Here is a 12,169-nt window from a genome sequence, read left to right as displayed (position 1 = left end):
GGCGTCCACCCGCCTGATCGATGGCCCCAAAATTGGGGCATTTGGTTTATTTCCAGTTAACCAAACCGGCGGGGAAAATGGATTCTGTCAATTTATTCGTTGTCCGGATACGTCATGCGATTTTTGGATCAAGAGATTTGATTTCATCTGCCCCTGAACGGCGACAGCTCCCGGGTTGGGAGCTGCGCTTGGAGGGTATTCGGTTCGGAAGATTCGATGTTCAGCTGATGAGTTGCCGACGGATTGCTTCGGCAATCGCATGGGCGCGATTGGCTGCCCCGAGCTTCTTCGTCGCGCTCTTGAGATAGCTGTTGATGGTTTCCGTCTGATAGTCCGACGCATCGGAAATTTCTTCGCTCGTCAGCCCTTGGCCCGCCAGTTCGAGGCAGCGAAGCTCGCCGCGGGTCAGGCGAAGGACGCCGGCTGCAAAACGGTCCATCAGCGGCTTGGTGATCGCCCGATGCAGCGGCTCGGAAAAGAAGACAAGCAACTCCTGTTCGCTTGCAGTGAACGGCCTTTCCCGCGTGAAGCAGACCCCTCCATAGACGATGCCGTTCCTTGAGAGTGGAATCTGTATCCGCCGCCCGATCTCATAGGATCGCAGCAAATATTGGAGGCGTTGGGACGGGGGCAGAATGTCGAAGGCTTCTTCCTCCGTCAGCGGCGCGGTTCGTTTGAGCGACTGAACGACGAGGGGATCGGACAAGCCGAGCTTTTCTCCAAAATAGGTATCGACGTAGGCGGGAGGCATATCGGTATCGATGGAGCGGCCCCTCCCGATCTGATATCCTTCCAGATCCAGCCCGCCGACGGCGATGTAGCGGAAATCGACGGCCTTCCTCAGTTGTTCCAGCAGGTCGCTGTTGCGCAACTGTCGGTGGGCGGGAACTTCGCGAAGATCCACGAAATGGCAAAGGCTTTCAATTGAGGCGCACCCCATCTTGTCCCCCGATTCGCTGGTTAACGATTAACCCGACTTTGGGGCTTGAGAGTTAATAATATGTTTACTTCTCGTCTTGGCACTTGCAGGGGCGCTATTTTCCTTCCTCGGGCGGGATGCAACCGCCCGAGGACGTCGTGTCGAATTCCGTCGACGGCTTACGCCGCACGCTTCAGCGCATCGCCGAGCGTCGAGACGAGCGTGTCGATCTCGCCTTTCTCGATGATGAGCGGCGGAGAAAGCGCGATGATATCGCCGGTCACGCGGATCAGCAGGCCCTTGTTGAAGCAATCGACGAAGACGTCGTAGGCACGGGTTCCCGGTGCACCGGCACGGGGCGACAGTTCGACCGCACCGACCAGGCCGAGATTGCGGATGTCGACGACATTCGGCAGGCCTTTCAGCGAATGAAGGCCTTCCTGCCAGTGGTCGGCCAGATCGGCTGCGCGGGTCAGCAAGCCTTCTTCCTCATAGATTTCGAGAGTGGCAAGGCCGGCGGCGCAGGCGACAGGATGGCCGGAATAGGTATAGCCGTGGAAGAGCTCGATGGCATTGTCAGGCCCGACCATCAGGCCATCGTAGACCTTGCGGCTGGCAAAGACCGCGCCCATGGGGATCGCACCGTTGGTCAGGCCCTTCGCCGTGGTGACGAGATCGGGCACGACGCCGAAATAATCCACCGCGAAAGGCGTGCCGAGACGGCCGAAGCCGGTGATGACCTCGTCGAATATCAGCAGGATCCCGTATTTGTCTGCGGTGGCGCGCAGCTTCTCGAGATAGCCCTTCGGCGGCAGGACCACGCCGGCCGATCCCGACATCGGCTCGACGATGACGGCTGCGATGGTTTCGGCGCCGTGTAGCTGCACCAGGCGCTCGAGATCATCGGCCAGTTCCAGGCCGTGGGCGGGAAGCCCCTTGGAAAACGCATTGCGCTCGACGTCGAGCGTGTGGCGCATGTGGTCGGCCGGAATCTGCGGGAAGACGCGGCGGTTGTTGACGAGGCCGCCGACGGAAATACCGCCGAAGCCGACGCCGTGATATCCCTTCTCGCGCCCGATGATCCGGGTGCGCGTGCCCTGGCCGATCGCACGTTGGTAAGCGATGGCGATCTTCAGCGCCGTATCGACCGATTCCGAACCCGATCCGGTGAAGAACACCCTGTCGAGCTTGGCCTCGGCGCCGCCCGGCGCGTTCGCGGCCAGTTTCGCAGCAAAGTCGAAGGCGATCGGATGACCCATCTGGAAGGTCGGGGCATAATCGAGCGTCGCAAGCTGCCGCTCGACGGCCTGGGAAATCTTCTTGCGGCCGTGGCCGGCATTGCAGCACCAGAGCCCGGCCGTGCCGTCAAGAACCTGATTTCCATCGACGTCGGTATAATACATGCCGTCTGCCGCTGCCAGAAGCCGCGGCGTCGCCTTGAATTGCCGGTTCGCCGTGAACGGCATCCAGAAATTATCGAGTACGGGCGCGTTCGTCTTACTGATCTGGTCCATCCTGGCCTCCTGTGATTGGCGCGAGAATGACAATTTCCCTTCGTCAAACAAGTCCTTTTCTTTGCCGGTGCAAGTGATTGAAATTAAACAGACAAGAAAGTAGTCTTTTCGATATTATGAACAACACAAACGGATCGCGTCATGTCAGTCGATATCGGCAGCCGCCTTCGCCATCTCCGGATCGCCCATAAGCTTTCCCAGCGTGAACTCGCCAAGCGTACGGGCGTGCCCAATTCAACGATTTCGCTGATCGAATCGAACGCCTCCAACCCCTCGGTCGGGGCCTTGAAGCGAATTCTGGACGGGATCCCCATCGGGCTGGCGGAATTCTTCGCCTTCGAGCCCGAGCGTCCAAGGAAGGCCTTTTATGCGGCTGAAGAACTGGTGGAGATCGGCAAGGGCGCCATCTCCTACAGGCAGGTTGGGGAGAATTTGTTCGGGCGCAGCCTGCAGATACTCAAGGAATGTTACCAGCCCGGTGCCGACACCGGAAAAATTCCGCTTGTTCACGAGGGAGAAGAGGGCGGGATCGTCCTCGCGGGAAGGCTCGAGGTGACCGTCGATGACGAGCGGCGCATCCTTGGGCCGGGGGATGCCTACTATTTCGAAAGCCGGCGCCCGCACCGCTTCCGCTGCGTCGGGCCGGTGCCCTGCGAAGTCATCAGCGCCTGCACGCCGCCGACTTTTTAGTCTTTGCCCTCGATACGGGCGAGGACGCCATCGAGTGCGGCGGTCAGCGCGGCGATGCCGCCCTTCTTGTCGAAGTCCGAAAGGACCTGCTCGTTCAGTCCGCCCTTGGTCGCAAATTCCCGACTCAATGCGCTGAACGGCTCGGCGGCGCCGGCGCTGCTCGCCTTCTGCCCAAGGCTTGCGAAGAGCGGGGCGATATAGGCCTGTCCCTTCGCCCTTTCGAGCCCGCTTTTTTCCAGCCAGCCGGCAACCGACTCCATGATGCCGAAATAGGTCGACATGACGGCACTTGCGGCTGCGAGAAGATCATATTCCTTCCTGGACTGGCATTGCACGGCCGTTCCGAGCGTATCGAACAGCTCTGCGACAGCCGTATCCGGCGGATAGACCGCAGTCACGCCCTGCCGGTCTGCGACGAAGGGCAGGGGGATGGCCTGAACGAGATTGACATCGGCGCCGATCCACTCCAGCAGGGCCTGTCGCTCGGTCGCCGCAACGAGGCTGACGACTATCTGGCCGTTCCTGAACGAAAGCTGCCGCACGACCTCCTCGGCGATTTGCGGCCGTATCGCCAGAAACACCATATCGCTGCGCTCGACGACATCCTGATTGTCGTGGGCAATCCGCACGGAGGCGAACTCGGCTGCCAGTGTCTCGGAGATGTGCGCGCTGCGCGGGGAAACGTGAATCTCGCTGATATAGGCCGGTTCGGCCAGAAGCCCGCGAACCATCGCTTCTGTGATGGCGCCGGTGCCGACGAATCCAATGCTCTTGGCGCTCATGTGGCTACTCCGCGGCCCGCAACGGCCCCAGCGCGACATCCGTCGTGTAGTTCTCGCGCATGAAGTTGATGAAATTGTCCTGGAATTGGCGTGTATGGGCGTGGGCGAGTTCGTCGGCGAGCTCGACGTTCTTATCCCTGATGGCATCGAGCATCAGAGTGTGTTCGTTGGTCAGCAGATAGCCCTCGTGAGTTCGCTCCAGATATTCGAAGTGCAGGTGGAGCATGCGCTGACCCTGCGACAGCAGCTTTTCGTAGAACGAGGCGAGATACTGGTTTTTTCCGGCATGGGCGATTGCCATGTGGAATTCCTTGTTGGCCTCCGACATGGCGAGATGATTGCCTGTTTTGACTGCCGCTTCGAATGATTTCAGCCGTTTGGCGATGATCTTCAGGTCGGCTTCTGTCCTCAGGGCTGCGGCAAGCCGCGTATTCATCCGCTGGGCGATGTCGAGCGCTTCCACATATTTCGGAAAGGTCGCGACTTCGATGGGGGCGACGATCGTGCTGCGGTTCGAAAGCGTCACCACCAGCTCGTCGGCGCCGAGCCGGATCAGGGCCTCTCGGACCGGCGACCGCGACATGTCGAAACGTTCGGCAAGCGTCATCTCGTCGAGAATCTGACCGGGCGGCAGAGCGAGCGACAGGATCTCGTTGCGAAGCGCCTCGTAGACGTTTTTCCAGCCGGTTCCGCGGATACGTTTCACTTCCGGTTCATCAGACACTTAAGTCCCTTTCTCTCGACGCGGATTCCAGGCCAGAAAAGCAGCCTGCCGGCACTGTAGTGTTTCCGCCCGGGTTTGTCGACGCGCTGTTGACAAGTCGACACGAGGCCGACAATAAAACAACGGAAACAGCCAAAGCGGACGGATGGAAAAACGCGCTTTGATGCCGGCACCAATCGACGCGGAAACCGGTTGGACGACAAGGTTGGTATCAATGCCGTCTGCCCAGGCGAAATCCACACGCCGATGCTGGAGGCCGGCGCTACCCGCTCTGGCCGGGCGATCGCCTTGGGTGAAAACGCCAATCGATCTTGAGGAATGAGATCGTCTACGATATCCCAGGCAGGGCTTCGTCTCGGACATAAGGAACTTGGGCTATGCCTTTCAATACCGCTCAGGTGACTAATCTCGGGAAGGCGCCCACCGCTTCGGATGTGATTTTGAAATTCATCCGTGATTCCATCGCGGATGGTTCGCTTGATGAAGGGGAGCCGATCCGCCAGGACGATGTCGCCCGGCTGTTCAATGTCAGCAAGATTCCGGTGCGGGAGGCGCTCAAACGGCTGGAGGCCGAAGGTCTGGTGGAATTCCACCGCAACAAGGGCGCGATCGTGACCAGCGTTTCGGAGCCCGAGATCGCCCAGATCTTCGAGGTGCGCGCGATCTTGGAATCGAACGCCATCAAGCTCTCGATTCCGCATATGACGGAAGAGACCTTTGAAAAGGCGCTTGCCTATTGCGACGCCTTCGCAGCGGAGACGGATGTTGCCCGGTGGTCGGAATTGAACTGGCGATTCCACAGCTGCCTCTACGAGGATGCGCAGCGGCCATTTCTCGTTACCACCATCCGTTCCGTCAATGACCGGCTGGAACGCTATCTCCGGGTGCAGTTGACGCTGTCGCATGGCAAGCAAACGGCGGATCGAGAGCATCGGCAGATCCTCGAAGCGTGCCGCGCGCGCGACGAAGAAAAGGCGGCAGAGCTGCTCTATGCGCACATCATGAGCGCCTGCCAATCGCTCCTCGAACATCTTCCGGCAAAAAAGCCCCGCTGAGCGTCATTGCGCCGATGGTGGCAACCATCAGGCGCCCGCGATCTTGACGATCGCTTCGAATACGGCGCGCGGCACTTTCAGCCCTTCCGTCGCCGGCCTTGGATAGGCGATGCCGCTGACGCCGGGCACGAATACACCGTGGCTCTGAAGGCGGTCAGTCTGGCGGCGGGCGCGTTCGACAAGGCCATCGCCGGTGCGCCCCGGCATCATCGCGACGATGGTCAATCCCACAGCGGGGCTTGCGCTTCCCTCTCGGAAAGATGGCGTGTCCAACGACCAGGGTCCTCCGGACAGGCCGGCCGACAGCATTTCCACCATCAGCGCCACATTGGCGCCCTTGCGCCCGCCGAAGGGGAGCAGCGCTCCGCCGAGTGCTCTCGCCGCATCCCGGGTATCCTTGCCGGTTTCGTCGACGGCCCATCCCTCCGGGATGGCGCGCCCCTCGGCCGCGGCAGCGACGATATTGACATAGGCGGTCGCGCTGGAGGCTTGGTCGATGATGAGAGGCAGCGACCCTTCGCCGAGCGGAAAGCCGAAGGCCATCGGGTTTGTGCTGTAGACGGCCGGACCGCCCGCTTTCGCGACCACCATGGCATTGGCGTTGGTGGCGGCGATGCCGACGATCCCTTCGCCGGCAAGCCTGCGAACATAATAGCCCAGTTCTCCTGTCGTATAGCTGTTCGTCTGCGTGAAGACCGCGAGCCCGAAATTGCGCGCCGCCGCCACGAGATCGTCGAACGCCAGATCGAAGCCAAGCTGAGCGATGCCTCGATCGGCATCGGCGGCGAAGAAGGCGGGATAGGGACGCTCGCATGTCGGCGCCGGGTCGCCGTTGATGCGGCCTTCCCGGAAGCTGTCGAGATAATCCACCATGTGCGGAAATCCGAGCACGGCAGGTCCATAGAGCGCGGCGGACAAGGTGGCGTCCACAAGGGAGCGGGCAGTGGCTTGGCTGGCGCCTGCCGCCAGGCAGGCGCGCATCGCCAAACTCTCGGCTTCCGCCAGATCGAACACGACCTCATCCGACATCTTGATCTCCTCCTTTTTCTCTCCTGGCCGACCGACCTGTCCTGGCCGTTCTGAGGCTTTAGCAAAAGTGGGGACACGTCGACAGGCGAAATGTACAGAGATGTCTATTTTTCGCTATCCCCGATTGACGAGTCTATATTTTCAGATATCGTATACGATATTACAAGGCAATATGCATTACACGCGTTTTCTGAAAGCCGGAGACGTCAGGCATCGCTTTCACGAACACGAGCTCGCGATCGAATAGAGAAGGAAGCAGAAATGGGATTCAAAAGGACGGTTCACGCGGTCGATACTCACGCCGGCACGCCAATGCGCGTGATCACGGGCGGCGTTCCGCATATTCCCGGCAATTCCGTCTATGAAAAGATGAAATGGCTGGAGAGCAATGACGACCAGTTGCGCAAGCTGATGCTGCGTGAGCCGCGCGGCTATCCCGCTCATTGCTGCAACATCATCGTGCCGCCTTGTCATCCGGAAGCGGATGCCGGTTATGTCATCATGGAGCAGGTCGAATATCCGATGATGTCGGGCGGCAATACCATCTCGGTGGTCACGGTTCTGCTGGAGATGGGCATGCTGCCTATGAAGGAGCCTGTCACCGAGCTGGTGCTCGAGGCGCCGGCGGGGCTCATTCGCGTCAAGGCCGAATGCCGGAACGGCAAGGTCAAGAGCGTGACCTTCAAGAATGTGCCGGCATTTGCCGCCCATCTCGATGCCGTCATCGACGTGCCGCATCTTGGAAAGGTCACGGTCGATGTCGGCTGGGGCGGCATGTTCTATGTCATCGCCGACGTCAGGCAGTTCAAAGGCCTTGAACTGATCCCGGCGCATGGGCGCGAGATCGCGCGTGTTTCGGCGATGATCAGGCAGGCGGCCATCGAACAATTGCAGGTTGCTCATCCCGATTATCCCGGCGTCGGTATTACGATCTCACAGCTGTCGGGTCCGACGGATGATCCGAACGCCGACTGGAAGAACACGGTGACGATGGCCACGGGCGATCTTTCCTGGGATGATCCCGCCACCTGGACGGGAGCGCTCGATCGCTGCCCCTGCGGCACCGGCACCTGCGCGAAGATGGCCGTTCTGCATGCCAAGGGCGAATTGCCGCTCAATCAGGATTTCCGGCATCAGGGCATCCTCGGCAATATCTACACCGGCAGGCTGGTCGAAGAAGCCAGGATCGGCGACAAGGCCGCCGTTGTCCCGACGCTGACCGGCACCAGCTGGATCTCCGGCTTGAACACCCTCGTTCTCGACAATGACGATCCCTTTACCGAAGGGTTCACCCCCGGCGACATCTGGGCCTGACGAAAGGCGCGCGGCGCGTCGCCTGCGGCGATGATCTCGCTTTCGTTTTGGTCGTCATATGTTTACAAGCGCAAGCTGTAAATATTCGACCGAACGGAGGCATTGATCTTGCGTATCCTGCGTCGCGCGCTCTTGGGGTCCCTTTGGGCCATCATCGGCTGGAAGCCGTCTTTCGCGAGGGAAGCCAGCCCGGAAACGGTGACTGAAGCCGAGGCCGCGTCGGTGACGCCCCGGCATGTCCTGTGTTTTCTCGGTAGCGACCGCGACCTCAGCCGCCTGTCGCAAGCGGCAGCGCAGGCGATTCGTGACTTCGCCACCGGATTCAGCATTGACGAGGAATATTCGCAGGCCGAGCCGGACGACCGCATGAGCCGGTCGTTCGATGTCTGCTGGGACCGTGTCGAACCGGATGCCTGGAACGAGGCGGACGAGGAGGCCGTCGCCGGTCATCAATCCGTGCTCTATGTTCTCGGGCCGAGCATGGCGCAGGCCGAGACGATGAAGGTTTCGATGCTGGCGCTGCGCTTCGTCGAACGGCTGATCGCTGCGGGAGCGGTTGCGGTGAAGGGCGAAAGCGCCGGCATCGCGCATGGGCTCGATCGCTGGCGGGAGCTGATCCGGCAGGGAGCCGAGGCTGAGAAGGCAGCCGATGCGCTCGCCGAGCAGCGGATCGGCCGGCTGGCCTTCGCCAAGCGGCCGCTCTCGGCGAAAGGATATCTGGAAAGCGTCGGGTTCCACCTCGTCGGCCTGCCCGACGTCTATGTGCCCGCGGCGATGGGCAGCGAAAGGCAGGTCGTTGCCATCATGGATGCGGTCGCCGACGAGATCGCCAGGCAGGGCCTCGAGCCGACGCTGAAGGCGCGCCGGGCAAAGCTCTCCTTCAATTCCACTTACGAAGTTGACGAGTTCAAATTCAATCCCTACGGCATCGTCAGGCTCGGCGGCTGAGTGACGCAATCTCGCGCCGGGACTTTTGCCTGCCTTCCCCCATGATCACTGAACGCCGCTTCAATCCGTCTGCTGCTCCAATGTCTTGGCTAACTCTTCATAGTGGCGGGCAGATCCCGCATTCTTCTCGGCGGCATATTGGGCGCTGACCAGCCGCGCTGCTTCGGCCGCGATGCGAAAGGCATTGATCCTATCCTGCGGCTCAGTCTCGGCTTGCGCGCCGATGTCGCCGTCGCTGAAACTGCCGGCCCTAAATCCCTCAGGCAGATCGACGACACCGATCTCGGGAACGCCGTCCTTCATCCTGCCGAAGAAGGCTGCTCCGGCCTTGTCGCCGTCCCGGCGGCGCAGCATTCCTTCCCCTGACGCTTTTCCCCCGATACAGGCGCCAATCCAGAAGGTGGGGCCGCTGGTCAGTGAGGCCGGTGCTACAAATTTGCAGCGGCTGCCCGGATCCTGCGACCATCGAAGCGCGGCCGGCGCCGCACCGGCTGGGGCTGGCGAATATAGCGCGGCCGCCACAGCGGTCGCCGCAATGATCTGCAAACGTCCCATACCGCCGCAAACTCTTCTTGCCGTCATTTCCATACCTCTTGTCGCCGGTCCTTTAATCGGCTGAGGCAATGCACCATTGTCCGCCTGGCGACAACTGCCACGGGGCCGCTAAAGAACCTGCTGCTCAATTGTATTTGATCGTGTCGCTGACTCTCGGGCGATTGAAAAAGTAGCGATCGAAGCTATAGCCGTTCTGTCCGGTGAAGCTTGAGAAAAACTCCGAGACCGGCGTCGTCAACGTGTATTGTACACGGGTCAGCACGACCTGCACGCCGGTTTCCTTGATTGTCGAGGGGATGGTGACCGCGCTCGCGGTGCCGGAATTCAGCGCCGTGGTGTTGAGCGCGGCAGACCAGTTGACGGTCGCACTGCCGCTCGCATTGACATCGTTGACCGCAACCGTGATCGTCAGCTTGCTGGTGTCATAAGGCTGCAGGATGAAGCTGGCGCCGGAAAGAAGCTTGGCGACGTCGGTTTTCGTCCAGGAGCTCTGCTGGGCTATCATGTCGCCGGTGGACGAGGCGATCTCGTCGATCTTTCGGCTGACCGTCAGCGCATGGCCGAGATCGACGGTGCCGAACAGCAGCATCAGCAGGATCGGCAGCACGAGTGCGAATTCGACACCCGAAGCAGCCGATCGGTCGCGCGCGATATGCCGGATGCGCGACCGCGCAAAGCGGAAAAGGGACCGGCTCGATTTCTTGGTCATGTCAGAAGGGCTCGTTGCGGAACAGAGCGGCAGATCCAAGCAGGTAGCGGCCGTCGGAAAGCTTGGCGTTCGACAGGCTGAGGAAATTGGCGACCGCAGTCCACGGCAGGAACGCCTGAACCAGGATGTAGTCGCTGCCCTTGCCAATATCATAAGTCTCGGTGACGGTGAGTTTGCCACTGTTGTCGATGGGATCCGTGCTGGCAGCGGAGGACATGTCGGAAAGCACGTTCACCTTGACGACGAGACCGCTGGAGCAGTCGAACGTCAGAAGCATGTCGTCGCATATCTTGGCCTTGAAACCGGCCAGCGTGATTTTGGAGGACGCCACCTCGCCAGTGCGGATCATCCGGGAAATCTTGTGAACCGAAGCGTCCAGTGCGGAGTTGACGAAAAACATCAGCGACACTTCGATAATGCCGAATAGAATGATGAAGAGCGGCAGGGCCAGGATCGCAAATTCGATCGCGGCAGCCCCCTTGTGGTCGCCGACCAGACGGCGCAGCGGTGCGAAGATTTTTTTCCGCGTCATTGGGTCAACCGAACGGCAGAGAGATATTGGGTGAAAAGCGTCGACAGGCCTGCGGTGATCTCGGTCGATGAGGATGCCGACAGGAACAGGCTCTTGGACGATGCGCAGTCGGCAAGTGCATAGGGGATGTAATCCCGCCGCGTAATGCTGGTCGATACGCCGCTATCCATCGTGCCGCCCCAGGTGTTCTTCCAGTTGGCGCTCGCCATGGTCGAGCCGACAGTTGCGTTGTAACCCCAGTCCGTGGTGATCGGCAGATATTCGGTGTAAAGCACGGCCATCGTATTGGATTGATTTTTCAGATAGCCGCACCAATCGGGGTTGAGCGGCGCGACTTTATTCCAGTATGCCCCAGAGATCGCCTGGTTGTTCTTCCATACGACGCTGTCGGTCACCCATTCGCGCTTTGACTGGACGCCGTCCGTCAGCAGAAGTACCAGCTTGAGCGGCGACGCTGAGGTGGTTCCATCCCCTCCGGCGCCGACTTTCTGCTTGAGCGTGGCGAGCGAAACGTCGAAATAGGTGGCGGCCGTCGAGGTCGCGCTGGTGAGGCCATAGCTTGCGGTGGTGAGGCGGGTGCGCGCCGTGTCCGTGCTCAGCGTCGGGGCGAGAACCTCCGTCAGCGTATCGCCCAGACTATAGAGCCCGACCTTGATCCGTTCGTGATTCTTGTCGGATGTGTCAATCAGGCTGAGCACGTCCTTGACCGCGTCGCCGGCGACATCGGCGCGCAGCTTGATGCTCTTTGCCGTGCTGTATTCATAGTTGTTGGCATATGTCTTATTGCCGACCTTGTGCGAATCGCCGGTGTGGCAGGCGAATTGACAGCCGATGCCGGAATACATGGTCGCCTGACCTGCCGTCGTTGCCGCCAGGAGCATCGACGGGGACGTGTCGATGACGATATAGACATTGAGATAGGAGGTCGCGGGTCCCTTGACGGCGCTTGCCACGCTGACCGGAACGGTATCGATATTGGCAATTTTCATGAAGGTCGTCGGAACGGTGCCGCTCGCCGTCGCCGTGATGTTGTGGTTGGTGGTATCGATGTCGATTTCGCCAAGCGTGTAGCTGTTTTCCACCTGAGCATGGAACCAGTCGGTGACCTTGAGCTTGAGGGCGTCGGTGTCTCCGGTGTTGTTGATCTGCTTGACTGCGGCGATCAGCGCCGCATCGAGGTCGCTCTGCATCTTCTGGCGGACATTGTAGCTGCGAATATAGTCGAAGCTCGCGCCGACTGCGACGAGCATCGGCACCAGGCTGAGAGCGACGATGATCCCGACGTTGCCGGTTCTGTCCCGTCTAAGACCGCGAAGGGCTGCGAAGGCCCGGCCGAATGAATATGAAAAAACCGACTTCAATAAAACACCGCTGCCCAAAACATGAAAAACAGTAGGG

At 60.3% G+C, this 12,169-nt stretch carries 13 protein-coding genes and 1 pseudogene; 5 read left to right on the top strand and 9 right to left on the bottom strand.

Annotated elements, in window-relative coordinates:
• Positions 1-220: 220 nt before the first annotated feature.
• Together RHEC894_RS31710 and RHEC894_RS31705 are read right to left on the bottom strand one after the other, a co-directional pair.
• Complete coding sequence (locus RHEC894_RS31710) at positions 221-904, bottom strand: LuxR C-terminal-related transcriptional regulator (RefSeq protein ID WP_245339588.1); 684 nt, start codon at positions 902-904, stop codon at positions 221-223.
• A 194-nt stretch (positions 905-1,098) separates the two neighbouring features.
• Entirely contained in the window at positions 1,099-2,433 is a 1,335-nt protein-coding gene (locus RHEC894_RS31705) for an aspartate aminotransferase family protein (RefSeq protein ID WP_085740559.1), read from the bottom strand.
• 141 nt (positions 2,434-2,574) lie between these two features.
• Between RHEC894_RS31705 and RHEC894_RS31700 the strand changes: the two genes are divergently transcribed.
• Positions 2,575-3,123: a cupin domain-containing protein gene (locus tag RHEC894_RS31700; protein ID WP_010064194.1), complete on the top strand. Its 549-nt coding sequence runs from the start codon at positions 2,575-2,577 to the stop codon at positions 3,121-3,123.
• On the opposite strand, the gene RHEC894_RS31695 is transcribed toward RHEC894_RS31700, so the two are convergent.
• Both RHEC894_RS31695 and RHEC894_RS31690 read right to left on the bottom strand, forming a co-directional pair.
• A complete protein-coding gene (locus RHEC894_RS31695) occupies positions 3,120-3,905 on the bottom strand; it encodes a pyrroline-5-carboxylate reductase (protein ID WP_085740558.1) in 786 nt (261 codons plus the stop codon). The two genes, RHEC894_RS31700 and RHEC894_RS31695, sit on opposite strands and share 4 nt — an antisense overlap.
• 4 nt (positions 3,906-3,909) lie before the next feature.
• Positions 3,910-4,629, bottom strand: a complete 720-nt coding sequence (locus RHEC894_RS31690) for a GntR family transcriptional regulator (protein ID WP_085740557.1) — start codon at positions 4,627-4,629, stop codon at positions 3,910-3,912.
• Between the two features lie 198 nt (positions 4,630-4,827).
• Here RHEC894_RS31690 and RHEC894_RS33865 point away from each other — a divergent pair.
• Both RHEC894_RS33865 and RHEC894_RS31685 read left to right on the top strand, forming a co-directional pair.
• Positions 4,828-4,917, top strand: a pseudogene (locus RHEC894_RS33865) (short-chain dehydrogenase); the annotation flags it as partial.
• An 89-nt stretch (positions 4,918-5,006) separates the two neighbouring features.
• A complete protein-coding gene (locus RHEC894_RS31685) occupies positions 5,007-5,684 on the top strand; it encodes a GntR family transcriptional regulator (protein ID WP_010066932.1) in 678 nt (225 codons plus the stop codon).
• A gap of 27 nt (positions 5,685-5,711) precedes the next feature.
• Here RHEC894_RS31685 and RHEC894_RS31680 read toward each other — a convergent pair whose 3' ends face one another.
• Complete coding sequence (locus RHEC894_RS31680; RefSeq protein ID WP_085740556.1) at positions 5,712-6,713, bottom strand: Ldh family oxidoreductase; 1,002 nt, start codon at positions 6,711-6,713, stop codon at positions 5,712-5,714.
• A gap of 261 nt (positions 6,714-6,974) precedes the next feature.
• Between RHEC894_RS31680 and RHEC894_RS31675 the strand changes: the two genes are divergently transcribed.
• Both RHEC894_RS31675 and RHEC894_RS31670 read left to right on the top strand, forming a co-directional pair.
• Complete coding sequence (locus tag RHEC894_RS31675; protein WP_085740555.1) at positions 6,975-8,027, top strand: proline racemase family protein; 1,053 nt, start codon at positions 6,975-6,977, stop codon at positions 8,025-8,027.
• A 108-nt stretch (positions 8,028-8,135) separates the two neighbouring features.
• The gene (locus RHEC894_RS31670; protein ID WP_085740665.1) at positions 8,136-8,975 is read left to right on the top strand and encodes a hypothetical protein; all 840 of its coding nucleotides are present in this window, start codon (positions 8,136-8,138) and stop codon (positions 8,973-8,975) included.
• Positions 8,976-9,035: 60 nt separating this feature from the next.
• Here RHEC894_RS31670 and RHEC894_RS31665 read toward each other — a convergent pair whose 3' ends face one another.
• The 4 genes from RHEC894_RS31665 to RHEC894_RS31650 form a co-directional block, all read right to left on the bottom strand.
• Entirely contained in the window at positions 9,036-9,557 is a 522-nt protein-coding gene (locus tag RHEC894_RS31665; protein WP_085740664.1) for a hypothetical protein, read from the bottom strand.
• A gap of 97 nt (positions 9,558-9,654) precedes the next feature.
• Positions 9,655-10,239: a TadE/TadG family type IV pilus assembly protein gene (locus RHEC894_RS31660; RefSeq protein WP_085740554.1), complete on the bottom strand. Its 585-nt coding sequence runs from the start codon at positions 10,237-10,239 to the stop codon at positions 9,655-9,657.
• Position 10,240: 1 nt separating this feature from the next.
• Positions 10,241-10,771, bottom strand: coding sequence for a TadE/TadG family type IV pilus assembly protein (locus RHEC894_RS31655; RefSeq protein WP_010067604.1), 531 nt, complete (start codon positions 10,769-10,771; stop codon positions 10,241-10,243).
• Positions 10,768-12,132 carry a TadE/TadG family type IV pilus assembly protein gene (locus RHEC894_RS31650; RefSeq protein WP_085740553.1) on the bottom strand — a complete coding sequence of 455 codons (1,365 nt, stop codon included), beginning with the start codon at positions 12,130-12,132 and terminating at the stop codon, positions 10,768-10,770. Before RHEC894_RS31650 ends, RHEC894_RS31655 begins: the two co-directional genes overlap by 4 nt.
• Positions 12,133-12,169: the final 37 nt, after the last annotated feature.

This window comes from Rhizobium sp. CIAT894, from assembly GCF_000172795.2.
Lineage (GTDB): Bacteria > Pseudomonadota > Alphaproteobacteria > Rhizobiales > Rhizobiaceae > Rhizobium.
This window is presented reverse-complemented; position numbering and strand designations above follow the sequence as displayed.